We start from the raw sequence: 25,917 nt of genomic DNA on the forward strand, positions 1-25,917 counted from the left end.
TTCATGTTTAGAAAGGAATTCTTTCCAAAGTCATTTTTAGAGATAATGCAAATACTCCGGATGAGACAAAAAGAATCCAGTCTTTTTTGTTAACCTTAAAAATAGTAAGCAGAATAAACAACAGTATTAAAATAGCACCTACAATGACGATCTGTCCCAATTCCAATCCGATATTGAAGCCCAATAATGGAATTGCAATGCCTTGACTTTTAGCAATCATCACTCTGGCAGTATTGGCAAAGCCCATTCCATGAACAAGTCCAAAGATCAGGGCAAGGTAGTAATTGGCCCGCATCAACGTCTGTTTCTGATTTTTCATAATAATATTATCCAGAGAGGTCAGAACAATGGTCAGGGGAATTAAAAATTCAACCCAATCAGAAGGAACCCTGAAAACATCAAGGATACTTAAAGCCAGTGTAACAGAATGTCCAATGGTAAATGCGGTGACAAGGATCAGAATCTTTTTCCAGTCACTGTAGGAATAAACAGCGATCAGGGCCAGTACAAACAGCTGATGATCTAAAGCATCAAGGGAGATAATGTGCTCCCATCCAAGGTTTAAATAAAATAGAAAATCCTGCATCATAAAGTAAAATATAATGCGTACGAAAATAATGATTAATTTCGTACACATTATTTAAATGTCAGGGTTTATGAAGAAATTATGGCTGTTTTTGCTTCCCATTGTCTTTTTATTGTCTTTTACAACAGTATGGCATCCTTATCATGTAGGATCTGTGGAGATCAACTACAATTCTAAGTCTAAAACATTTGAAGTAACAGGCCGGTTTTTTCTTGATGATCTGGAAAATGGTCTTGGGAAAAAGTATGGCGGAACCTTCCATTTTAATGATGATCAATATAAGGCTAAGCTCAATGAAGGATTACAAAAATATTGTCAGGAATATTTTAAACTAAAGACCGACAGTAGATTTCTTAAGGTCAACTATATCGGATACGAGGAAGATCATGAATCTGTAAATGTCTATCTTGAATCTGAACCCGTTGCTAATCCTAAGAAAGTGGAAACAGCTGTAAGTTTCCTGTACAATCTTTTTGATGATCAGATCAATATTGTCCATATCATTGTAAACGGAGATCGAAAGAGTGAAAAATTAACGTATCCTAACCGTTATCTGTATAAACAGTTTTAATTTTCCAACTGAATAAGAGTGTTGATTTCTTTTGCATGGGCCAAAAGATCAGGGAAAAAGTCATTATAACATTCCTGAAGGATATCTTTATGATTTAAAAAAGCTTCAAAAACAGGGATATCTTTATCCAGATATTTTGCTTTGTTCAATACATTTTGGATACTGAATTTAATGCCCCAGTCTTCACGGTAATTGTAAAGCCAGTCGTCATGTTCCATTTTGGCCAACATTATTTTGAAACTGTCAGGTAACCATTCTTCATTAGCATTTAAAACTCTGTACACCCGCTGAGAATGAGCCTTCCATTCCGTCAGGGAATTTAAAGAAAGATCATTGGCTACAAAATAATCCATAGAAACATCTACAAATGCTCCGGCGTAGAGTCTTACCAAAGGAGCAAAAACTTTTTTAGCTTCATGAATGGCAGGGTGGGAGTCTGTGAAAGTATCAATGGCGCGGTGTAAAGTAATTCCATCCTGAATGTCTTTTGGAAAAGAAAAACGATCCCTGTTTCGGATAAAGTCTTCCAAAAACTGGCCGACAATTTGTCCGTCAGTGAAAGTGAGAAAAGAATGAGCCAGATAATTCATAAACGAATATAAAAATTTTTAAACAAAGTTTTACTATTGCTTACCGTTTCTACCCAAACTCCTTTTTCAATTTCAAGATATTTAAACTCAATGTCGTTTAAGATAACCTCTTCCGGAGAAACCAGGCTGAGCTGAAGTTCATCATCATTAATAAGACATTTAAACTGTACCGGAAACGAAAATAGATTCTGAATCTGCAGATCTTTGTAACCATAAACAACTGTACAGTCTGAACCTAATGGTGTAAAACGTTCGTCGTCCTTGTAAATATCTATCGAATGTGGATATCGTTCCAGAACTTTCAATCCGGATTGAAGCGCCAGATAATATAAAATAGAAGAGAACTGACAGATCCCGCCACCAAAATCACTTGAAATAGTATTGTTGATGAGGTTTCTTCCTTCCTTAAAATTATTTTTTTCGCTAGGTTTTCCAATCATTTTCCAGAAAGAAAATACTTCACCGGGATGGAGAATGAGGTTGTTGATTTTATCACCTACAACTTTTAAATTGTGAATTTTATTCTGATGAAAAGCCCCGCTTTTAATAATTTGCTGGAAGCTGACAGTATATTCTCCAATATTTTCTGAACGATATTCTTTAGGATAAGCATAATTGCTTTTTCGTTCATTAAAATACCGCTGCAAAAGTTTCATCTGCAGTTTCCATGAATGAGGGAGCCAGTTTTTCAGTTGCTGTTTCATCTCTTTTCCAAAATGGTAATATGATAGGAAGCCCAGTTTTTCAGAAAGGAGCGGCAAAGAAAATTATCCAGTGGAAGAAAGAATCTTCTGATTGTTTTCGGCACTCTGTGAATCGGAAAAAATAACACTCCGGTTGTATTGATAACTTTCCATTGATCTTTTGAAAGCGCTGCAATATCTGAAACTGAAAAGCTGTTTCCGGCATGCCAGTCCTTTTGTGGAGAAACGGATTTTTTTCTGCTTTTTACAGGATAATCGAAAATAAGATTTCCATTCTTGTTTAATTTCTGATAACATTCGTTTAAAAATGCTTTCGTCTCTTCCCGGTTCTGATGCATGATGACATGAAAGCAGAAAATACAGTCGAATTCCTCATGAAAAGGGATGTCTGAAATTTCACCCGCTTTCAGAATTTTTTCACGATATTTCTGACGGGCGACATCCAGCATATTTTCACTGAAATCTGTTCCATGGGTAGCAAAATTTAACAAGCGACCTGTTCCGCATCCGAGATCCAGAACCTTTGTATATTTTTTGCCCCGGAAAAAAGAGGTTAAAAAAGACCTTTCCTGTTGGTCAATGTATTGTCCGTAAGAGTTCCCGAAGCGGTTCTCATCATAGGATTCTGCGAGGTTGCTGTAATATTCAAGAATACTAGTTTTCATCATTTGAAAAATCTTTTGTTAAGATCTTTAATTTTATTGACTTCTACAATATTTTTTCCGGCATAATGAATTTTTTACAGCTCAGACTAATTGGATTGTTCTTTTCTGAATTCAGAAGGTGTCATCCCTGTCATTTTCTTAAAAATGGTATTAAAAGCTGTTTTTGAATTGAAACCGGACTCAAATGCAATTCCTATCCTGTTTCTTCTTGCCATTATATTTTTAAAGGCAACTCTTTAGTTCAGAGATGTCTTTTTCTTCACCTAAAATCAACGCATTAGTCATTTGATTTCTAATGTAATTATTTATTGGGGGTTAAGATAAATTCGGATTCAGCTATGGTATGTTAATATAAAGTTTTCAATGTTTGTGCTTGGTGATTCTTTCTTAAGATCAAAGATAGTATGTTTTTATTTTTTTTAATAAATGTTTGTATATTGTTTACTTTTATGTAAATAAACTATTATAATATTTTTGTGTATTGATAATAATAATTTTACATTTGAAAACAAATTATAAATCATTCAGTAAAAATACAATGGAAACAAAATCTTACATAATAGGTGTTGATTTCGGAACTACATCACTGTCGGTTGTGCTTGTCAAAACTGATGACTGGCAAATAGAAAGAGTAATCAACAGAGAAACGAATGCCTATATCGAGTCTAGTAATACCTTGGTGAAAGAACAGTCGATCAAAATACTGGTAGATTCTTTCAATAGTGTAATGGAAGAAATTAACTCATTACCTAATATTCATATAGCAGCCTATGGTTTTACAGGGCAGATGCATGGCATTGTTGGGCTAGACAAGAATAATAATGCGGTGACCAATCTGGTAACTTGGGAAGATCGAAGTGGAGAAACTGTAATGGATAATGCTACTAAAATGATTGATACTATTAAGACATTAGCAGGTGACGACACTATTTCTTGCGGTTACGGTATTGTTACCTTGTATAAATGGCTGGTTGTAGAAAAAAGAACAGACATTTCTAGCTTTTGTACGATTGCGGACTATTTTGTAGGGCTGATTACACACAAAATAGCAATGAGCCCGTCGATGGCTCATAGTATTGGTTTATTTGATATCTCCACGAATACATGGAATCGCAGATCTATTGAGAAATTGGGCTTAGACTATCAGTTATTTCCTTTGGTAGTCAGTGAATCGAGTTTGTTGGGTTATGCGGGCGATGTGCCAGTGTTTTCCGCAATTGGAGATAACCAAGCCAGCTTTATGGGGGCTGTTTCGGGAACAAAAAAATCAATGGTACTGAATGTTGGTACAGGGACTCAAATTTCGGTTCTACTTGAGAAAGGGGAAGTTAATAAGTACAATGGATACATAGATGGAGTGGCTACCCAGCTACGTCCTTACGATAACGATTATTATTTGATGGCCACCAGTTTTATCAACGGTGGGGCAACCTATAGATCGCTCTTTAATTTTATGAAAGAGATAGCAGTCTCTTTATTTAATCTTGAAAATATAGATGAGAATCAGTTGTGGAGCAATATGGAAAAGAGTGCAGGGTTCAGTATAGAGGAAGGTGATCCGTTAAAAGTTCTTCCTTTGCTGTCATACGAACGTAATGATTTTGGAAAAAACGGGGAAATAACAAATATAACTTCTGAAAATTTTCATCCAGGCAATTTGATTGCGGGATTCCTGAAGGGGCTTTCAGAAAATTATAAATCAGCCTTAAATCCTAACATACTAGAGAAGACAGATTTTATTTACGGAGGCGGAAACGGATTGAAAAAAAACAAAGTATTTGTTCAGATTCTGGAACAAACCTTTGGAAAGCCAATATACTTAACGTCTTATGATGAAGAAGCGGCGGTGGGTGCTGCAATGAATGCTGCTAAAGCAATACAAATTGAACAAATCCAAAAAATCTGATAAACTTAAATAAGGAATTAACCAAAATATAAACCAACATGATGAAAATTTTAAAATTACCGAATTCGATTGCTGTAATGTTCTCCTTTTTTGTTATGGGATATGTAGATTTGGTAGGCATTGCAACAAATAACATAAAGATAGATTTTGGACTGACGGATACCATTGCCAACTTACTGCCATCGATGGTCTTTCTCTGGTTTCTCGTCTTTTCGGTTCCTACTGGAATAATGATGAATAAGATTGGACGCAAAAAAACAGTGTTATTAAGTCTTGCCGTAACGTTTCTGGCGGTGATTACTCCTTTGATTGGATATAGTTTTCCGATTATGCTCATCTCTTTTGCATTGCTTGGAATTGGTAATACCTTAATGCAGGTTTCATTAAATCCTTTGGTAACCAATATTATAAAAGGAGAAAAACTAGCCAGTGCTTTAACTTTCGGCCAGTTCATAAAAGCTATCGCCTCTTTCCTGGCGCCTATAATTTCCAGTTGGGCTGCAATCAATTTTGGAAATTGGAGATTACTATTTCCTATGTTTGCAACAATTTCATTAATCTCTTTTGTCTTGCTCTATTTTACCTCAATAGAGGAAAAATCCGGTGAAGACAAAATGTCATCGTTCAAAGATTGTTTGGGGCTTCTGGCCGATAAGACTATTTTGATGCTATTTATTGGGATACTAGTACATGTGGGCATTGACGTTGGTGTCAATATCACTGCGCCGAAACTCTTGATGGAGCGTGTGGGCATGAATCTACAGGACGCTAGCTACGGAATAGTTTTGTACTTTATCTCCAGAACGATAGGAACGTTTTCAGGTACTTTTATCCTGTCGTTGATTCCTTCTCGAGTATTCTTTATGGTTAGTGCCCTTCTGATGGTAGTGGGAGTAATGGGGCTTTTTTTTGCTGAAACAGGAATGCTGCTCTATATCTGTATTGTCCTACTCGGAATAGGTAATTCGAATGTCTTTTCTATCATCTTTTCGACTGCAATGCAATTAATACCTTCCCGAAATAATGAAATATCGGGCCTGATGATCATGGGTATATCAGGAGGGGCTATTTTTCCCTTCTTTATGGGGATTCTATCCGATTCTCTGAAAAGTCAGCAAGGAGCCGTCATCATATTGCTTTTTTGCATAATCTATCTATTATCTATCTGTCGGAAAATTAAATAACCTAGGTTCGGTGGGATAAGAGAAATAGAATCGAGAAGGTTGAAAGCCTGCAGTTACCATTGGGTGGATGATTCCGCAAGTCATCAAAAAAATCCGGTTTTTTACCACCAATACACGAATAAAAGGTGCTGGAATTGAAACATAAATGACGAAGAATATCCAAGGTCGTTGCCATTCCAGAGGAACCCCAGTTTAGTCAAGAAATAAAATAGCAAGCAATTGGAAATCAAATATTTTTGAATATTTCTTAATCCAAGCTGAGGTTAAATAATGACATTTTTTCCTAAACACATATTACTCTTTCCATTTGATTTTAATGGAAAGAATGTAATCTTGCACACTCCAAAATATAGAATAAAGGTTTATTTTCCATTTAGTCAATGGGGTATTTTCAATGTGAGATACAAAACAGTTAATATATTTTTTATATTTGCATATCGCATGCAAAATATGATCAAACTTCTATGGATATAAAAAGAAACTATAAATCTATACTTGATTTATTACTTGCGGAGATAAAAAGCGGTAATTTTCCGTTTGATTCTTTGCTCCCCACAGAAGAAGAATTAGCTTTAAAGTATGGAGTGTCCCGGCCAACAATCACCAAGGTTTATAATACATTGCAGGATGAAAACTATATTGTCAAAAAAAAAGGTGTGGGAAGCCGCGTTATTTTCACGAATAAAAATCACCATACGTTTGGATTATTGTTACCGGGAGCAGGAGAATCTGAAATATTTTCGATAATAAATAATAGAATTCTGGAGCGTTCTCTACATGGCGAATTCGAGTGCCTTTGGGATGGTACAACAGCTGGAAACGCCGAAACTAGGAAAGAATTAATTGAAATATATACGGAGAATTATATTTCAAAAAAGGTAGATGGTGTATTTTTTGCTCCATTGGAAAGAATATCGAATGCAGATAATATTAATAAAAATATTTGCGATAAATTTACCCGTGCAGGTATACCACTGATACTTATTGACAGAGATATTGTGGAATTTCCAGCCAGAAGTATCCATGACCTTGTATCTCTTGATAATTTTAATGCTGGTTACGCGATGGCTGAACACCTCTTGGATTCAAACTGTACCGAAATCAATTTTTTATACAGGAAGAACTCTGCTTTTTCTATAACACTTCGTCGTCTTGGTGTGGCGGCGGCGGTACACAAACGAGGATTCGTATTTAATAATGATAATGTGTATTGTGGAGATCCTGAGGAAGTTGATTTTGTTCGGAAAATTAAATTCAAATCTGGACATGCTGGCATTATATGCGCAAATGACTCCACAGCAGCAATGTTGATGTCGACCATGGATTCTCTTGATATTAAAATTTCCAAAAATGTCCTAATATGTGGATTTGATGATATGAAATACGCAAATTATCTGAAATACCCTCTTACATCTTATAATCAGCCCTGTACAGATATTGCTGATGTTGCTGTTGAGATGATGTTCAGACGTATTAAAAATAAAGATATGAAGTCCAATCATTTAAGTCTGATTGGACAAATTATTCCGCGTAAATCTACCATTTTTGAGAAAAAATAATACTTAAAAGACAATGACAACCTGTGGAAATATTTTCAACTGTAATATATTTGTTACTAATATTTTTTACAGTGAAGTCATCTTGATTTTCCGTTTTGAGATTTTCCAAGAACAATTGCCAATAAAAGCTAAATAACTGAAGCCTATCCAACTGTGCATCTGTTCTTTCTATGGTATATCGCTCATTATATAGCGACTTATCGAATGTTTTCGAGCCACATTTTTTATTTTTTTAAAAAAGTCTTTCGTGGAAATCTTCAATTTTGCTTACTTCCTCAATCTTAATACCAAACTTTTTCTTCGGAAGTTTATTGAGATTGGAAATGAAAATTTTCTCGTAACCCAATTTTTCGGCTTCAGTAATTCTTTGTTCTGCCTGAGCAACCGGACGGATTTCTCCGCTTAAGCCGATCTCTCCGGCAAAGCAGTAATGTTCAGAAATGGCTATATCTTCATTGGATGAAAGAACAGAAGCTATAACTGCAAGGTCTAAAGCTGGATCATCCGTTTTTATTCCTCCGGTAATATTAAGGAAAACGTCTTTGGCTCCAAGTTGGAACCCAGCTCTTTTTTCGAGAACTGCCAGAAGCATATTCAGCCTTTTGGAATCAAATCCGGTACAGCTTCTTTGAGGAGTCCCATAAACGGCTGTACTCACCAAAGCCTGAATTTCTAAAAGCATCGGTCTGTTACCTTCCAGAGTTACTGCGACTGAGTTTCCGGAAAGCTCTTCAAACTTTTTGGTGATAAGAATTTCTGAAGGATTTTTAATTTCCTTTAATCCCTGTGAGATCATTTCGTAGATTCCGATTTCAGAAGTAGATCCGAAACGGTTTTTATTGGCTCTCAATAATCTGAAAAGGTGATTTCTGTCTCCATCAAAGTTTAAAACCACATCTACCATGTGTTCCAGTACCTTGGGTCCGGCAATCTGACCGTCTTTGGTAATATGGCCTACCAAAAATACAGGAATACTGTTTTCTTTAGCATATTTAATGATCTCATTGGAGCATTCTCTGATTTGGGAAACGGTTCCGGGAGAACTTTCTATCAATTGGGACTGAAGTGTCTGAATAGAATCAATGATCATGAAATCCGGTTCCAGTTTTTTGGCTTCATGAAGAATTTTTTCCAGGGATGTTTCTGTAAAAAGGAAACAGTTCGGATTTTGAATATCTGTTAACCTGTCAGCTCTCATTTTAATCTGAGATGCACTTTCTTCCCCGGAAACATAGAAGATTTTTTTCTTCATTTTTAAGGCAAGCTGAAGCAGCAGGGTAGATTTCCCGATTCCGGGTTCGCCACCGATCAGGGTAACAGAGCCTAAGACAATTCCTCCTCCCAGAACGCGGTTTAGTTCTTCGGAAGGTGTTTTTATTCTTGGTTCTTCACTGGTTTCTACCTCAATGATATTGATGACATGTTGCTTGGTTTTTGAGAAAGGTACCGATTTGCTGTTGGGTTTTTCTACCACTTCTTCTACCAGAGTATTCCATTCTCCACAGTTTTTGCACTGTCCCATCCATTGGGAATATTGGGTTCCGCAGTTTTGACAGAAATATGCCGTTTTCAGTTTTGCCATACTGCGAAGTTATAAAAAAAGCTTTTTTTTCTGAGGCTTACAGAGATTTAAATATCAAAAACTCGTCTTATTCACTTATAGTATGTGTTTGCATACTTGGAATAGATTTTATTCTCTCGCAGATTTGGCAGATTGAGTAGCTAAGAAAGATCAGTGTAATCTGCAAAATCTGCGTGAGAAATCATCAGTTAAGAACATTTACTTTCCCGGAAGAAACTGTGAAAATTCCAAAATCATCAATCAGCATCTTCTCTTTTTGAATAGTATTGAATGCCATAACTCTGTCCAGCTCTTTCTGTGAACGTCTTCTCATGATCCAGTCCTTGTTCTGATGATTATTCAGTACATAGGCGATCATTTTCAGCTGTGGATGCCAGGGTTGTCCTGTGTACACAATGTGAGAGTCCTTTTCTGAGATGGCAACAATTCCCTGAATAGCTTTACTTGCCATCTCATTATCTCCAAAAAGTTCAAGAATACCGGAAACAATGGTGATATTGGGTTCAATATTCAGTTTTTTATACGTCTCAGGATTAAAACAATCGAAATTAGTAAACCGGATCTGTTGGTAACCTTTTTCTTTAATCACCTTTTCACCGATTTCGATATTAGACTTTACAAACTCATTAATGACAATTTCAGCTTCAGGATATTTCTCTTTAATATCAAATAAATAATTTCCGGTACCTCCGGCAATATCAAGAATTTTAACAGCTCTTCCCTGTTGTTTAAGTACCTGAATATTTTGTTCTAAAAGCTGAAGCAAATGTTGTTTTCTGATACGGATTCCTTTCCAGCCAATGGCATTGAGATAATTCTTATCCATCATTTTTCCAAAACCTAATTTTCCTTTCGGCTGGTTCTGATAAACATAATCCAATGAAGCACCGGAATCAAATCCATACTTTAATCCGATAGCCATTCCATTGCTTATTTTTCCGATCTTTCCCAGGGAGAGTTTCTGAAGTTTAAAGTTCAGATTGTTTCCAACATTATTTTTCAGATCCTGCTCTTCTTTTACAGAAAATGGGTCAGGGGAAAGATGGGTCTGTTTTGGAACTCTGTTAAAACATTTTTCAGCAAAATCTACAATTTTATCGTATACTTTTTCTTTTCCGGAATCGGATAAAATGCCGTGGAAGAAATCGGGCAGTATCTCGTACTTTTTTAAATCTGTATCCAGTTTATCATGGAATATTTTTTGGTCTTTATTAAAAACCACATGATCTTTTTCTGCAGCTAAAATCAATGTTGGAGTATCTATTGCTTCAGCATCTTCTGTTAAACGTTTTCCAGCTTTGGCAAGATCAATAAGAAGTTCCGCATCAATGGATCTGGAGATCAATGGATCAGTATCGTAAGCTTTCTGTTGTTCAGGATCATGGGTCAGCATCTTCGATTTTACATAACTTTTGATGATTAACCCTTTTTTCAGCTTGGTTCCCAATGTAATCATTTCATTAGCCAAAGGAACAATAAGATTAATCCTGAATGCCGGTGCCAAAAGAGCCATGCCTGAAATGCCAGGAGCAAAATCATGAGCCCAGGCAGCAGCAACCACTCCCCCTATACTATTGGCAACTACAAAAATATCTGAGATCTTCACCTCATATTTTGTGTAAAGAAATTTTGAAAAAGCATTCAGATCGCGAACATAATCCATGAAAACGGATGAGGTTGTAGCAGGAGTATGGCCATGGCCACGGAGATCAAAAGCAAAAATATTATATTTCGAAAACTGTGGTGACTGAGCAATATCATTAAGCCTTTCAGAATGTTCATGACCTCGGTGGATCATGATGATGCTTTTCTGATGGGGCTGGTAATTCCATTCCCTGTAAAAAATCTCATTGTTATCAAAACTTGTAAAATGTCCGCTGTTCATAGGTTAAAATTTTTTGAGAAAATCCTGCAGGTAAGAATGGATAATGATATGCTTATTGCTGGTTTTCATAATGGTTATTGCTTCCTCTAAGGGTAAAGATAAAATATTTTTGATTACCAGAATCCCGATTACAGAACTTCTGGTAAATCCCATTGTACAATGGATGAGTATTTTCCCATCTTCAGGAAGATGTCTGTGGGTTCTGCTGATTTCTGTGATGAGAGATTGTGTTCTTTCAAGATCAAATGTTCCTATATCTAAAATAGGACGGAAAAAATAATTAGCCTGCTCTTTTAGCAATAAGTTTTCCTCAATTTCAGGAGAAAGATCATACACAAAAGTATTTTTATCTGCCTTAAAATATTTTAAAGTTTCCTGATCCGGTTTTGATGAAATATAAATACGGGAAACAGGTTCAACAGGTGTTTTATTTTTTCGGAGTAGTCTCCAGAATATCCGGTACATTAAAAGATATGGAAAATAAAAGATCTTTTTGATCCAGGAAATGTTTCCGTTTCTATCTTTTAAGAAATAGGTATTGTCTTTTTGATAATGATAACCGATGCAAAAATTCATCAGAGCCGGCCATAGCAGGATTAGTCCTGGTTGTCCTGAAAACTGATTCAATAATAATGCAGCCAGAATAAACATCCAGGCCGATAAAAAATAAAAATTCGCGACATAAAAATTCCTGTATTGGAAATCTTTTTTTCGGTAAGGAAAGATGATAAAACTGATATGAGAAAGTATAGCACCCGTTATGATGTCAATACCATGATGCTGATAGGTAGTTAACGTTGAAAACCCTAATAAAATAAGCAAGAGTAGAAGAAAAGTCCTTCCTTTTTGTAATGTTCTGAAAACAGACCAGAAGATCAATGCATAAGAAATATGTAATGAAGGAGCCTGATTAAAAGGTGAATCAAATGTTTTTAAAAACTGAAAAGAATATCTCAAAATGAAATTTTCAATATCAGGTTTTTGTAAAGAAAACTTTAAAGGAAACAACAGAAAAGAGATCCCTGCAATAATTGTCACAAAGAGCATTCTTTGGGTCAAAACCTTAAGCTGTTCTTTATTAGTACAAAGGAAAAATACCAGATAGAAAAATAATCCACTGGTCATATACGGAATAATCGTCCATGGAATAAACGGAATATATTTTTCAAAGTCAAAAACAAACGATGGAACCTCCGGTAATGCTGAAATATGCCACGCCGTATAATTGTAAACCACAGTGAATACAACGGAACAAAGTAGCAGAGCATACAACTTCTGCTGTATTTTCAATCGTTTTTCATCCATTTTGCTTTTCTGAACATAATGATATTTAGTAATGAAGAAGGAAGCAGGGATAAAGATTTCATCATCCACTTCATTTTTGCTGGAAAAATAATTAATTTTTCTTTGTCTTCAATGGCTTTGGTAATAATAGAAACTGCTGTTTCCAAATTGGTGAGAAATGGTTTTTTGCTTAAATCATTTTGATTCAGCTTACGTAACTTTTCAGTATCCACATAGCCAGGTGCAATAGTGGTTACAGAAATTCCAAAAGGTTTCAGGGCACGGCGGTAAGCATCGGCAATCTGAATGACAGATCTTTTACTCTTAGTATATAAACTGGAATTTTCATAATTCATAATTCCGGAAACTGAGGCAATGACAGCAATATTTCCGCTTTTCTGCTTTTTCATAGCTTTTCTTGCAGCTTCAAAACAGTTCACCGTTCCTAAAATGTTAGTCTGCAGCATTTCCTCCGCTTCTTCATAGGAGATTTTTCCTGCCACATCTTCTGCATAGCTTCCGGCACAATTAATAAAGATATCAAGTTGATCTTTATCCACAAGGAAAGACTTTAATGTGGATAAAACAGAACTCATTTCGCAAACGTCTGTCTGGAAAACCTGCAAGGTTTCGAAATGGCTATCGGTAATTTTTGCAGGATCTCTTCCACAAACTCCTACACAATATCCTTTTGAAAGATAATGCCGGGCCAGAGAATAGCCAATACCAGAAGTTCCGCCTGCAATAAAAACATTCATGAGTATGTTGTGATTTTCAATTGTATGTAAAAATAAATTTTAAAAATGAAAAATAAGGATGTTTTGCTACGGATACATAATAATTTTATTTTCCCACTGCTGTTGCAGATTTATACGGATGACTCGTTTTGAAGTGGATGTCTTGATCTCGGAAAAAATCAGAAAATTTTTGATTCATATTTTGATATTGTGGATAACTTTTTTATATTATAAATTAGACTTATTTATGAAAAATCGTTTAATAGATGTAATTTATAACTTGTTGAATTTTTGATGAATATGGAGATATGTTTTCTGCAATTCCATATTGTGGATAACTTTTTTAACCGCAGACTGTACAGATTTATGCAGGTGCTTGTGGATAATAAATCAGAAATTTTCAACACTTTTATGTGTTTTTTATACGAAGACTTGTTACGTGAAAATAATATGGGAGGTTAAAACTTTTGTGGTTAAAAAAATTATAATTTAGTCTTTATTCCTTTCACGGTTTGATCAAAACCATACTGCCACTGCATTTCCATATCCTGTACAAATTGCTGATAAGTTTTCGGCAATGAAAAATCAATCTCCAATTTTTTCCAGTTAATGCTTTTTTCCGGATAATGACCTTTTAAAACTTCTTTTATGCTGGTAGTGTCAATCTGATAATCAACTTTAATCTGATTGGTTTCCAATAATCTTTCATTAGCATTGAAACCAAAAACCGAACGGATTAGTGCCTCTTCAATTGAGGTGTAAGGCTGCTTTTTTTCAGTAATGATTTCCTGGGAAAGATGTTTTGCCAGTTCAACGGGAATAAGATCAATAACTCCGCCCATAAAATAACTCTGTTTGAGAAGTACAGGACTCACATAAAACATATCAGAGATAGAAGCTCTTGTACTTTCAAGTAGCGAAGCGTCTGTTATAAGTTTAGAATCTTTTTCAACGGCGCTGTTTTTAAAACTGTTGAAAGTAACGGAAATATGCTCCGCGTTTATTTTTTTCGCTGTTTCAGAATCAGTGAAGATTACTTTTCTGAACAATTTTTTTTCATTTCTTGTCTGTTGGGACTCCTGTGGACTAAAAAGAAGTTCAGATCCAATAATAAGGGTTGGAATTTCTTTTGAAAACCTAGTACCTTTTAGTGAGGGAAAACATTCAGAAAGATCTTGAGGCATTTTCACAATATACCGATTGAAAACATCTTCAATGAATGGCGCTTTTCTTTTATCAAAGCATTTTATTAATGAAAAAACACCTATCTCAGAGAGTTTTTTATGTTTGGTCAATGCTGTTTTTGATACAAACTGATAGTATTCTTCTGATTTCATATATTCCTTTCGGGAAAAATGATCGGGAAAAGCGTTGATAACAGTTGCTGCAAAAGATCCGCCGCAGGTTGCAATGAGAATATCCGGTTTCATCCCAAGTTCATCCAGGGCTGCAAAAATACCGAGGTAAATCATTAGCCTTGTTCCGCCTCCTGAGAAAATGACTGATCTTTTAAATTTTTCATCCATGATTTTAATTCTTTATCAAAAATGAAAGGATCCAGAAGAATAAGGGAGCATTAAAAATAAGACTGTCCATTCTGTCCAAAAGGCCTCCATGGCCGGGTAGGAGTGTGCCTGTATCTTTTACTTCTGTTTTTCTTTTTAAATAAGACATGAAAATATCTCCGCAAAACCCTGAAATTCCCAAGGCTATTCCAATAATACTATTGGTGAAGATACCGGTTTTCAGTAAAAAGAATCCTAAAATATTACTTAGGATCACCGTAAGGAAAATGCCTCCTATAAGTCCTTCTCGCGTTTTATTCGGACTGATTTTGGGTACGATTTTATGTTTGCCAAAGAATTTTCCCATCAGATACTGAAAAACATCATTGAGCTCTGTTACCACAACAAGGAAAATAATGGAACTAAGCCCATTGGAACTGCATCTTATCCATAACAGATGTGGAAAAGCAAAAAGGCAGACCAGCAGAGCAATAAGAATCCCATACAATTGTTGTACAGAATCTCTTACAATTAAAAAATAAAGAAAGACAGTAGCTCCTAAGATAAAACTGTACAAAAAGTAATATTCAATATTAAAAAAGTATAACAGTAAAAACTGGGCAATTCCGATGAATATAGCAGGATTTACAGGATTTATAACTTTAAGCATTCTTGAAAATTCAAAAAAAGCCTGAAAGCTTATCCATGAAATAAAAATGGTCATGGCAAGAGGATGTGAAATTCCGAGGGCAAAAACTATAATGATATAAATCCAGGTCTTTACTCTTAAGGGAACGTCTGCGAATTTATTTTGTTCAGACTTCATTCAGTGATTTCTTAAGTCGGGTATAGGTGCTGATCAGTAGCAGAATGATGATGATTCCTATAATATAATTTGAAACCGCTGTGATGCTGACCCCAAAAAACACGAGTAAACCATATAATCCTAAGATAAGTGCACGATCACTTTTCCCCATAGGGCCATCATAACGGCGCTCTTTTCCTACAATTTTTCCTATCAGTCCTGCAAATTCATTAATCACACTTAAGGCAATGAAAATAACAATCAGGTATATACTTTCGGGCTGAAATTTTAACAAAGGAAAAAATATAATCACATCAGACACAATATCACCTACCTCATTTAAAACCTCTCCCAGTTTGCTGGTTTGGTTGAATCTCCTGGCCATCATTCCGTCTAAAGCATTTAAAGCCATTCTTAAAAGCAATCCGATCGGAAGACTCAGAAAAAGCCATTTTGATGAATCTGCATTCCAAAATAGTACCCCAATTATAGCGGATAACAGAATCGAGCTGATTGTAATCTGATTGGCTGTAATTTTATTCTTATTTAAAAATAATAAAACAGGAGTAAGCAGCTGCTGGAATTTTGGTTTGAGTTTATATACCGAAATCATGGTGATTATTACTTTGTATCATTTGTCTTTATCAAATATAGAGAAAAATTTTAATCAGGATTTATAATTGTTTGAAGGGTGTTTTCTCATTTTAAAAATCTAAAAAATTGCTTTGTATCTCTTTTTCCCATAACTTTGCACAAACCTAATCTAATGAGTAAAAAGAATACAAAGTACATCTTTGTGACAGGAGGTGTAACTTCATCTTTGGGAAAAGGAATCGTGTCTGCTTCTCTGGGACTATTGCTAAAATCACGCGGTTTTAACGTAACGATCCAAAAACTTGATCCTTATATCAATATTGACCCGGGAACTTTGAATCCTTATGAACACGGAGAGTGTTATGTGACTGAAGATGGTGCGGAGACGGATCTGGATTTAGGTCACTACGAGCGTTACCTTGATGCTCCTACATCCCAAAACAACAACGTTACTACAGGAAAAATCTACCAGACTGTAATTGAAAAAGAAAGAAAAGGAGACTTCCTTGGAAAAACAGTTCAGGTAATTCCTCATATTACTAACGAAATTAAGCGTAGAATTAAAATCCTTTCTAAACAGAACTACGATATCATCATTACCGAAATCGGAGGAACTGTAGGGGATATTGAATCTTTACCATACATTGAAACTGTTCGTCAGCTGAAGTGGGAACTGGGAGAGAAAAATTCTATGGTGATCCACCTTACACTATTGCCTTACCTGGCTTCAAGTGGAGAATTAAAGACAAAACCATCTCAGCACTCCGTTCGTCAGTTGATGGAAAGCGGAATTATGGCTGATGTATTGGTTTGCAGAACAGAACATAAAATTCCAAAAGATCAGAGAGCAAAACTGGCTCAGTTCTGTAACGTTCCATTGGAAAACGTTATTGAATGTAAGGATATGGAAACTATTTATGAGGTTCCAATGTATCTTCAGAAACAAGATTTCGATGACGTAGTCTTGAAAGAACTGGATCTGAAAAGTGATAAAGATGCTGATCTTAAAGACTGGAAAACTTTTGTGAAAAAATTCCAGAACCCTAAGAGAACTGTTGAAATTGCATTGGTTGGAAAATATGTTTCCCTTCAGGATTCTTATATTTCTATTGCTGAAGCATTCAAACATGCAGGAGCTGACCTTGAAACTGAAGTAAAAGTAAGATGGGTATACAGTGGAGATATTACAGAAGAGAATATCAAAGAAACACTTAAAGGTGTTAATGGTATCCTTGTTGCTCCAGGTTTTGGAGACAGAGGGATTGAAGGAAAAGTTCTTACTGCAAAATATGCAAGAGAAAATAAAATTCCAATGTTGGGAATCTGTTTAGGAATGCAGATTATGACGGTTGAATTTGCAAGAAATGTTTTAGGACATACAAAAGCAAACTCTGTGGAATTTGATACGGCAACTCCGGATCCTGTAATTTCATTAATGGAGGAACAGAAAAATGTGATTGATAAAGGAGGGACGATGCGTCTTGGAGCGTGGAAATGTGCTTTGAAAAACGGATCTAAGCTATACGAAATCTATGGAAGTAAAAATATTTCTGAAAGACACCGTCACCGTTATGAATTCAACAGTGATTATCTTCAGGAATTTGAAAAGAACGGTTTCTTAGCTACAGGAACAAACCCGGAAACAGGATTGGTTGAAGCATTAGAATTACCAGGGCATCCATTCTATGTAGGTGTACAATATCACCCGGAATACAAGAGTACGGTAGCTACACCGCATCCTTTATTCAGAGCTTTTATTAAAGCTTGTGAAACTTCTAAGTAAGATATTTTAGTGTGGGAAGAACATAATATTCAACCCAACATCAACAAATAAGGTAATTTTTTACTATAAACGTCTATCGATAAACTCAGGTTGATTTTTCTCAGCCTGAGTTTATTATATACTAATGTATTATAGTATAGAGTTTTGATAAAAAAACAGTATTTTTGTCAGCTCAAATAACGTACTGGTGTACGTACATTTTAAGTTTAAAATTTTAATCTAAAATAAAATGCAACAAAACAACGGAATCGATAAGAAGCAGATGATTAGTTTCGCGGTTTTATGCCTGGTTCTCTTCGGTGCAATGTTCTATTTCCAGAACAAGCAGATGAAAGAAGAAGAGTTAAAAGCTCAGCAGCAGAAAACGGAACAGGTGAAAAATGCCGTAAAACAAACTCAGGCCACCAATATCAATCCAAATGTAACTCCTAATGCGATTCAGACAGCTAATTTGTCTAACAAAGAATTGAATGTCGAATTCTCAAGCTTAGGGGGACAGGTTTCTAAAGTTCAGCTTTCAGAATACAAAGCATACAATAATAAAACGGATCAGGCTGACCTTCCGCTTTATCTTATCAATAAAAATAATTCAAACTACGGATTCCAGTTTAAAGATAAAACAGGGAAGGTAATCAATACTAAAGATTTAGTTTTCTCACCTACTGTTAACGGAAATGCTGTAACGATGACCGCTAACTATAATGGAGCTGTTATTCAGTTTATTTATACATTACTTCCAAAATATACACTTGATTTTAAAGTAAGAACTCAAGGTCTTGCAGCAGTTACTTCTGATAACAAAGCAGATTTTATCTGGGATTATAGTGTAAGAAACCTTGAAAAGGGTAGAGCTCAGGAACAATCTCACTCAGAATTCTCTTATGCTTTCAATAATTATAAAGATTATGATTATGATGGAAGAACCACAATGGAGGAGGAAAAAGAAACTCTTAACTGGATTGGAGTAAAACAGCAGTTCTTTACTTCTGTTATCGAAGCTAAGAATGGATTTACTCAAAGTAAGGGGAATCAGGAAAATGTAGAAGAAGGAGAATATCTGAAGAAATTAAACTATGAAGGTTTTGTTCAGATGACCGGAAGTGAGCTGAATCAGGATTTTACATGGTATTTTATGCCATTGGATTTACCATTATTAAAATCTTACGATAAAAACTTTGATGAAATTCTTCCGTTAGGTTGGTCTTTCATTGGAGCAATGAACCGTTATTTCTTCATGTGGTTATATGCAATTATTGCTGGATGGGGATTATCAGCTGGTTGGGTAATTTTCGCAATGACAATTATCGTAAAATTGATTTTATCTCCAATTATGTACAAGCAGCATAAGCTGAGTGCTATGATGAAGGTGATTCGTCCGGAAATTGATGAAGCAAATGCTAAGTTCAAGGATGCGGATCCAATGAAGAAGCAGCAGGCTACGATGGAGATCTACAGAAAAGCTGGAGTAAATCAGATGGCAGGATGTTTACCGGCGTTGGTACAGATCCCTATCTTCTATGCATTATTCCGTTTCTTCCCGAACTTTATTGATTTAAGAGGTCAAGGATTCTGGTTTGCAAAAGACTTAACGGCTTATGATGATTTGATTAAATTACCATTTAAAGTTCCATTCCTTGGAGATCACTTAAGTATCTTCGCATTGGCTTGTACGATAGTTATCTTAATCTATACTGTAATGACCTCAGGAAACATGCAGCAGCCACAGCAGGAAGGAATGCCAAACATGAAAGTGTTAATGTATATCTTCCCGATTACATTCTTATTCTTCCTGAACACTTCAGCATCAGGTCTTTCATGGTATTACTTTGTATCGAATGCAATTAACATCCTAATCATTCTTGTTATTAAATATGTAATTCTGGATGAGAAGAAAATTCATGCTCAGATTCAGGCTAATAAAGAAAAGCCGAAAACGGAAGGTAAATTCCAGAAGAAGATGAGAGAAATGATGGAGCAAGCTCAACAGCAACAGCAAACTCAAGAAAAAAACAAAAAGAAATAATCGATAATCTATCATAATAAAAAAGAGAAGCAAATTGCTTCTCTTTTTTGTTTTATATAAAGTTTAATTTTTTAATTAGTCATACTTTAATCTGAAAGACTGTCTGTGATGTTTTGTTGGCCCATGCTTAATTAATGCTTCCTGATGTCTTTTTGTAGCATATCCGAAATTGGTATTCCAGCCATATTCGGGATGTTCCTCGTGAAGATCAATCATTAATCTGTCTCTGTAGTTTTTAGCAAGGATGGAGGCTGCAGCAATGGCTAAAACTTTGGAATCACCTTTTATGATGCATTGATGGGGAATATAATTATAAGGATGGAATTTATTGCCATCTACCAAAATAAGTTCCGGTGTTATAGCCAGTTTGTCTAGTGCGCAATGCATTGCGTGGATGCTGGCATTGAGGATGTTATGTTCATCAATGAATGCTGGTGGAAGTTCCGCTATGGCATAGCTCTTTACATTATCTCTGATATAGCTGTCCAGATTCATTCTGGTTTTAAATGTTAGTTGCTTGGAATCGTTAATGAGACTTTGTTCAAAATTATCATCCAAAATAACAGCTGCGGCGACTACCGGCCCGCTTAAACACCCTCTTCCTACTTCATCACATCCTGCTTCAATGTAAATGTTTGACCAGCTTTTTATTAAGTCCATATTTTTTTCTACTGGTACAAAAATATAACTTTTTTTTATTTTTTTTTTTTTTTCATATTTCTCCAAATTGATAGTTGTTATGCATATCCTTGTTTTGTTGAAAATATCCCTTTTAATGGGTGTTTTTAATCTGTTTGTATTATCGTTGTTTTGGTGAATTATTTACAATGATATCCCACCATTTGTTGAATTTGATTATGTTATTTTTAATATTTTAACAAATTGTTTGGTAATTTTAAGAAACTTTCACATATTTGTAGCCAAATAAAAAAAATAATACATTCATGAAGAAATTAACAACGAGTGTTCTGATTATTGCCCTCACTTCTTCTGTTATTAATGTAAGTGCCCAAAAAAAAGGTAACGATACATTAACTACTCAGAATATCGGGGAGATCGTAGTGACAGGAGCATTGGGGATTAAGAAAAAGCAAGATGCGATTACAGGAAGTACAGCACTTGTAAAAACTGAAGAGCTTACTAAAGCAGGTAACCCGAACGCTGTTCAGGCATTAACGGGTAAGGTGTCTGGTCTACAAATTAATTTACCTAATAACTCAGTAAATGGACAGGCTACAATTAACCTTAGAGGTCAAAGATCTTTAACGGGTGATAATGGTGCTTTGATTGTTATTGATGGAGCTCCATCCACTGCTGCTATTTTTCAGCAGTTACCTCCTGATGTAATTGAAAGTGTGAATGTTTATAAAGGGCAACAGGGATCTGCACTTTATGGAGAAAGAGGTGCCAACGGGGTAATTGTTGTTACAACAAGAAAGGGTACGAAATCAGATAAGCTTCAATTTACACTGACATCAAATATTGATGCTTCTTCTGTGTACAAGCTTCCTATTATTCAAAAGAAATATGGGCAAGGAGTTCCTGGGGCTCTATTTAGTCCTGGTCCAACAACTCTTCTTGGGGGAAGTGCTTGGATACCATACGAAAATACATCTTGGGGACCACTTTATTCAGACCCTACCATAGGAGGGAAAGATATGATTATTGGAACACCAGATGCAAATGGTCAGTTTGTTAGAGGAAAATATTCACCTAGAGATAATCATTTCGCAGACTTCTTTAAAACAGGTATTTTATATCAGAATGGTTTATCCATGAACGTTGGAGGAAGCGATGCTTATGCATTCTTCTCAATCAACAGAACACAAAATGATTTTGTAGTTGATAAGGATAGGTTAACCAGAAATAATATTTTATTCAAAGCAGGTAAGAAACTTGGCAAGTTCAGAATTGATGGAACGTTCAATTTGATTGATCAACAAACGTCTGAAACTAACTCAAATCTTTATGCTACATTGCTTCAAACTCCGTCCAATGTTGATATAAGAGCGTTTTCAAAACCTGATCTTGAACATTATTTTACTACTTATGCAAATAACCCATATTGGACTATAGATAATGTAAGATATAATAATAAGAGTACAACCTTTAGCGGAATATTTAATGCTGAGTATACCTTCAATGATCATATCAGCTTATCTTATTTAGGAAATGTTTTGAGTATTTCCGGATTGGGAGAAAGTTATAATAATGGTTATAAATTTGGTAAAGTATTTGCGGATAGCGGAACAGACTATGATGGTCAATCCTTTGTTAGTTTTGCCCATACAAATATTGAATCTAACTATTTCAAAAGTGTAAGTAGAAGATTTAATTATTATGGAGATTTAATGTTGAACTTCAACTATAAACTTACAGATGATATAGCAATGAAGTTGAATATTGGTAATAACATAAGGGATGATTCTTTTACTGTTGCTACTGTAGGGGGGATAAATCTTCAGATTCCTGGATTTTATCACATTAATAATGTAGGAAACCCATCTTCGTTTTCTGATTTGCAGAATACACAAACTCGCCTAAGAAGTATTGCTGGTTTTGCCAATTTAGACCTTTCATACAAAGACTATTTGTTTTTAAATTCAACATTTAGAATTGAGAAGAGTTCAGTGTTAGCTACGCGCCCTACTTATACTGATGATTTAAATATTAAAGCCTATCCATATTATTCTGTAGGGGTTTCATTTGTACCAACAAAAGCGTTTGAATCGTTAAAAGGTGGTATTTTGAACTATGCTAAAATAACAGCTTCCTATACAAAAGTTGGAAGTACAGCGGCAATTAACCCTTATGCAACTGATGAGGTAACTGGGCTAATTCCATCCGGATTTCCAATGAATTTCTCATCATATTTAATTAATAGAAACCCAACTAATCCAAATATTAAACCGGAGTTTACGAACACAAAAGAAGCTTCATTGCAGTTAGGATTCTTTAATGATAGAATTACTTTGGAAGGGGCTGTATTTTCGTCTGGTGTTACTGATTTGATTACAAACTTTTCAAGTTCAAGTGCTTCAGGGATTTCAACTTTAAGAGATAACCTAGGAAACGCCACGAATAAAGGGTTTGAAGTGGATCTTGGGCTTACTCCAATAAGAACTCAAGATTTTGAATGGAATCTAAGAGCTTCTTATAGTACTTATACTTCTGAAGTTACAGACCTTAGAAATGGTGTGGATGAAATTCCTTTATTGGCTTATAATAATCCTAATGTTGGTGTGTATATCAAAAAAGGAGAAGAATATCCATTAATTAAGGGAACTAAGTATCAAAGAGATGATCAAGGTAGAATTGTTGTAGGGAGTAATGGGATGCCTCTAGCTACTTCCAATTTTGAAGTACTAGGGAAAGTAACTCCTGATTATATCTTAGGATTCAGTACTTCTTTCCGTTATAAAGGATTTAGACTTTCGGGAACAGCGGACTATAGAACTGGAAATAGTTTTGTAGCTTTTACAAAATCTACACTAGCTTTTACAGGAGCTTTAGAGCAATCTGCTGATTTTGATAGAAGTAAAGGGTATGTAGTGCCTAATTCGGTACAGAATGTTGGTACAGCTGCTAATCCAGTATATGTGGCAAATACTACTGCTGCATTAGGGGCAAATTATAATGGGGCTGTAACTTATTTTTCCGAAACAGGTAATTTTGATTCTGTTGGAGAGGAATTTGTGATTGACGGATCTGCTTTTAAAATTCGTGAAATTGCATTAAGTTATACATTACCTAAATCTGTTTTATCATCTACATTTGTTAATAGTCTTACATTTGGTGTTTATGCAAGAAATCCTTTTGCATGGTATGCTAAAAGTAACAGAAACTTTGCTGATCCTGAAACAGCTAGTAACAGTGGAACGATCAACCAAAGGCCAGGTCAGGCAACTGGGATTGGAGGTCCTAATGCGTACGGAATTGCATTTACAGGACAATATCCTTCAACTAGAACATTTGGAGTTAGTATGAGTGCATCATTTTAATTAAAAATCAAGAAATGAAAAAAATAAATAAAATCAAATTAATATTACCTTTAGCGGCATTAAGTTTAAGTGTCTTATCATGTAGTGATTATTTAGATATTAATGAAAGTCCAAATGCTGGACATATTGAAAGTGTAACACCAGCTTTGGTGCTTCCGGGTGCTATTAATGAGTTATTCATGACGGAAGGGAGTGAGCCTGGAGGATCACGTTTATCATCAATGATGACTTTAGGGAATGTAATGATGAATAGCTGGGCTACAGATGTTCATAATTTTGGAGGAATATTCGGTTCTGAGTATACACTAGGTTCTGTAAATAGTGGATTTTATTCTGGTATTTGGGGAAGAATTTATTTATATGCAGCTAACCTAAAGTTGGTAGAAGATTATCCTAACGCGGATCATTCTCAGGATAACTATGTTGCAATTGCTAAGGTTGTTAAAGCTTTTTATATGCAGTATATAGTCGATTTGTATGGAGATGCTCCTTATAAAGAAGCTTTTCTTCGTTCAGCAAATACGTCTCCTAAATATGATGACGATAAAGAGATTTACAAAGCTTTAATAGGAGAATTGGAAGCAGCAAATGCTTTAATTGATAATAATATGCCCAATAAAGCTGCTGCAGCTACGGATCCTATTTTTAAAGGGGATATGAATAAGTGGAAAGCTTTTTCAAATACAATTAAATTGAGAATGCTTCTGAGAATGTCTAATGTTACTGGCGAAATGGCAACATATAGAGATCAAAAATTAGCTACATTGGCAGGTGCAACATTTATTAAGGATACAAAAACTACAGATTTGCTTGATATTACAGATAATGTTCTTAATAATCCAGGCTATTCTAATGGAAATAATGATAAAATGAATCCGTTTATCAGTTCATATAGGGCTACATCTTCAGGTTCATCAGTTCAATTGTATAGTAACCTTACAGCTTCTGAGCATTTAGCTAATTGTTTGAATGGTAACCTTATGAATTCCACAGAGTCTTATTATACAAAATTTAACGGAATCGTTGATCCTAGAAGATTTAGAATGTTCTCATCTGTAACGTATAATGGAGTTGCACAAGTAAAAGGAATACGTCAAGGAGCAAATTCAGGACAGCCTGGAGCACCAACTGATAATAAAACTTTATCTAAATTAGGAACAGGTAATTTTGCGGGTTCTACTGCGGTAACTACTGTAGGCCAGCTTATTACAGCAGGTAATGCAAGAGGTGGAATGGTGATGTCTATTGCTGAAAGTGAATTATTACAAGCCGAGGCTGCTTTAAGATATCCTGCAATATTTTCAGGAGCGGAAGATCACTTTAATAATGCTATTGATGCTTCCCGTAAGTGGTTAGGTGCTGATAAAGTGGCTGTAGATGCATATAAAGTAGCTATTGCATCAGTTCCTGGTTTAGGATTAGGAGCTGGCACATTTAACCAAAAAATTGAAGCAATCATGACTCAAAAATGGTTAGTTCTAACTAACGTTAATGGTGCTGAGATGTTTATTGAATATAATAGAACGGGATATCCTATAACACCAATGGCAGTAACCAGTACAATGCCTAATAGACCATATAGGTTATTTTATCCTAGTTCGGAATATGCTACAAACTCACTGAATGTACCTAACTTAACAACTTCTCAGGTATTTACTAAGAATGCAGCAACTCCATTCTGGAATCAGAACTAATTCTATAAATTTTAATATATTTTTTGAAGGCTGCCCTTTTGGGTAGCCTTTTTTGATTCATTAGGGGAAATGATCTTCATAAAAATGTTTATTGGACTATGAAAAAAATACCGCTATATGGGTGTGGGTGTAAAATTTTATTTTTATAAAATTCTGTAAAATATCCCGATTTTAAAAAAATAAATCTGTTTTTTTTAAAAGGGTTTCATGTATGCTTTTGTTTTTTTAATTTATTTGTACTAAGTCTTTTTTTATTGTT

General features: G+C 35.2%; 21 protein-coding genes. 8 read left to right on the forward strand and 13 right to left on the reverse strand.

Annotated features, from left to right (window positions below; genetic code table 11):
• Positions 1-7: 7 nt before the first annotated feature.
• The gene (locus DRF65_RS08720; protein ID WP_115970432.1) at positions 8-586 is read right to left on the reverse strand and encodes a HupE/UreJ family protein; all 579 of its coding nucleotides are present in this window, start codon (positions 584-586) and stop codon (positions 8-10) included.
• A gap of 70 nt (positions 587-656) precedes the next feature.
• Here DRF65_RS08720 and DRF65_RS08725 point away from each other — a divergent pair, with 70 nt between their 5' ends.
• Entirely contained in the window at positions 657-1,157 is a 501-nt protein-coding gene (locus DRF65_RS08725; RefSeq protein ID WP_115970433.1) for a DUF6702 family protein, read from the forward strand.
• Here the strand turns inward: DRF65_RS08725 and DRF65_RS08730 are convergent.
• The 4 genes from DRF65_RS08730 to DRF65_RS08745 all read right to left on the reverse strand — a co-directional run bounded on the left by DRF65_RS08730 (position 1,154) and on the right by DRF65_RS08745 (position 3,331).
• On the reverse strand, positions 1,154-1,747 hold the full coding sequence (locus DRF65_RS08730; RefSeq protein ID WP_115970381.1) for an acyl carrier protein phosphodiesterase: 594 nt from the start codon (positions 1,745-1,747) through the stop codon (positions 1,154-1,156). The genes DRF65_RS08725 and DRF65_RS08730 overlap by 4 nt on opposite strands.
• Entirely contained in the window at positions 1,744-2,451 is a 708-nt protein-coding gene (locus DRF65_RS08735) for a VanW family protein (protein ID WP_115970382.1), read from the reverse strand. Before DRF65_RS08735 ends, DRF65_RS08730 begins: the two co-directional genes overlap by 4 nt.
• Positions 2,448-3,119, reverse strand: a complete 672-nt coding sequence (locus DRF65_RS08740; RefSeq protein WP_115970383.1) for a class I SAM-dependent methyltransferase — start codon at positions 3,117-3,119, stop codon at positions 2,448-2,450. The genes DRF65_RS08735 and DRF65_RS08740 overlap by 4 nt, the downstream gene beginning before the upstream one ends.
• A gap of 83 nt (positions 3,120-3,202) precedes the next feature.
• On the reverse strand, positions 3,203-3,331 hold the full coding sequence (locus tag DRF65_RS08745) for a helix-turn-helix domain-containing protein (protein ID WP_115970384.1): 129 nt from the start codon (positions 3,329-3,331) through the stop codon (positions 3,203-3,205).
• A gap of 266 nt (positions 3,332-3,597) precedes the next feature.
• Between DRF65_RS08745 and DRF65_RS08750 the strand changes: the two genes are divergently transcribed.
• The 3 genes from DRF65_RS08750 to DRF65_RS08765 all read left to right on the forward strand — a co-directional run bounded on the left by DRF65_RS08750 (position 3,598) and on the right by DRF65_RS08765 (position 7,765).
• The gene (locus DRF65_RS08750) at positions 3,598-5,022 is read left to right on the forward strand and encodes a sedoheptulokinase (RefSeq protein WP_123947307.1); all 1,425 of its coding nucleotides are present in this window, start codon (positions 3,598-3,600) and stop codon (positions 5,020-5,022) included.
• A gap of 38 nt (positions 5,023-5,060) precedes the next feature.
• A complete protein-coding gene (locus DRF65_RS08755) occupies positions 5,061-6,206 on the forward strand; it encodes an MFS transporter (protein WP_228438586.1) in 1,146 nt (381 codons plus the stop codon).
• A 464-nt stretch (positions 6,207-6,670) separates the two neighbouring features.
• Positions 6,671-7,765 (forward strand): substrate-binding domain-containing protein, encoded by a 1,095-nt coding sequence (locus DRF65_RS08765; protein WP_115970387.1) that lies wholly within the window; start codon positions 6,671-6,673, stop codon positions 7,763-7,765.
• A 232-nt stretch (positions 7,766-7,997) separates the two neighbouring features.
• Here DRF65_RS08765 and radA read toward each other — a convergent pair whose 3' ends face one another.
• The 7 genes from radA to DRF65_RS08800 all read right to left on the reverse strand — a co-directional run bounded on the left by radA (position 7,998) and on the right by DRF65_RS08800 (position 16,176).
• The gene (gene radA, locus DRF65_RS08770) at positions 7,998-9,347 is read right to left on the reverse strand and encodes a DNA repair protein RadA (protein ID WP_115970388.1); all 1,350 of its coding nucleotides are present in this window, start codon (positions 9,345-9,347) and stop codon (positions 7,998-8,000) included.
• A gap of 184 nt (positions 9,348-9,531) precedes the next feature.
• Positions 9,532-11,232 (reverse strand): bifunctional alpha/beta hydrolase/class I SAM-dependent methyltransferase, encoded by a 1,701-nt coding sequence (locus DRF65_RS08775; protein WP_115970389.1) that lies wholly within the window; start codon positions 11,230-11,232, stop codon positions 9,532-9,534.
• Positions 11,233-11,235: 3 nt separating this feature from the next.
• Positions 11,236-12,537, reverse strand: a complete 1,302-nt coding sequence (locus DRF65_RS08780; protein ID WP_115970390.1) for a phosphatase PAP2 family protein — start codon at positions 12,535-12,537, stop codon at positions 11,236-11,238.
• Positions 12,519-13,274 carry an SDR family NAD(P)-dependent oxidoreductase gene (locus DRF65_RS08785; RefSeq protein ID WP_115970391.1) on the reverse strand — a complete coding sequence of 252 codons (756 nt, stop codon included), beginning with the start codon at positions 13,272-13,274 and terminating at the stop codon, positions 12,519-12,521. Before DRF65_RS08785 ends, DRF65_RS08780 begins: the two co-directional genes overlap by 19 nt.
• Before the next feature lie 461 nt (positions 13,275-13,735).
• Positions 13,736-14,779: a patatin-like phospholipase family protein gene (locus tag DRF65_RS08790; RefSeq protein ID WP_115970392.1), complete on the reverse strand. Its 1,044-nt coding sequence runs from the start codon at positions 14,777-14,779 to the stop codon at positions 13,736-13,738.
• Positions 14,780-14,783: 4 nt separating this feature from the next.
• Complete coding sequence (locus tag DRF65_RS08795) at positions 14,784-15,584, reverse strand: phosphatidate cytidylyltransferase (protein ID WP_115970393.1); 801 nt, start codon at positions 15,582-15,584, stop codon at positions 14,784-14,786.
• On the reverse strand, positions 15,574-16,176 hold the full coding sequence (locus tag DRF65_RS08800; RefSeq protein WP_115970394.1) for a CDP-alcohol phosphatidyltransferase family protein: 603 nt from the start codon (positions 16,174-16,176) through the stop codon (positions 15,574-15,576). The genes DRF65_RS08795 and DRF65_RS08800 overlap by 11 nt, the downstream gene beginning before the upstream one ends.
• Positions 16,177-16,329: 153 nt before the next feature.
• Here DRF65_RS08800 and DRF65_RS08805 point away from each other — a divergent pair, with 153 nt between their 5' ends.
• Positions 16,330-17,940, forward strand: coding sequence for a CTP synthase (locus DRF65_RS08805; RefSeq protein ID WP_115970395.1), 1,611 nt, complete (start codon positions 16,330-16,332; stop codon positions 17,938-17,940).
• A 229-nt stretch (positions 17,941-18,169) separates the two neighbouring features.
• The gene (gene yidC / locus DRF65_RS08810) at positions 18,170-19,963 is read left to right on the forward strand and encodes a membrane protein insertase YidC (protein ID WP_115970396.1); all 1,794 of its coding nucleotides are present in this window, start codon (positions 18,170-18,172) and stop codon (positions 19,961-19,963) included.
• Between the two features lie 75 nt (positions 19,964-20,038).
• Here the strand turns inward: yidC and DRF65_RS08815 are convergent, their stop codons facing one another.
• Positions 20,039-20,623 (reverse strand): ribonuclease HII, encoded by a 585-nt coding sequence (locus tag DRF65_RS08815; RefSeq protein WP_115970435.1) that lies wholly within the window; start codon positions 20,621-20,623, stop codon positions 20,039-20,041.
• Between the two features lie 284 nt (positions 20,624-20,907).
• Between DRF65_RS08815 and DRF65_RS08820 the strand changes: the two genes are divergently transcribed.
• Positions 20,908-23,964 carry a SusC/RagA family TonB-linked outer membrane protein gene (locus tag DRF65_RS08820; RefSeq protein ID WP_115970397.1) on the forward strand — a complete coding sequence of 1,019 codons (3,057 nt, stop codon included), beginning with the start codon at positions 20,908-20,910 and terminating at the stop codon, positions 23,962-23,964.
• Between the two features lie 14 nt (positions 23,965-23,978).
• On the forward strand, positions 23,979-25,658 hold the full coding sequence (locus DRF65_RS08825) for a SusD/RagB family nutrient-binding outer membrane lipoprotein (protein ID WP_115970398.1): 1,680 nt from the start codon (positions 23,979-23,981) through the stop codon (positions 25,656-25,658).
• Positions 25,659-25,917 lie beyond the last annotated feature (259 nt).

Source organism: Chryseobacterium pennae (assembly GCF_003385515.1).
Taxonomy (GTDB): domain Bacteria; phylum Bacteroidota; class Bacteroidia; order Flavobacteriales; family Weeksellaceae; genus Chryseobacterium; species Chryseobacterium pennae.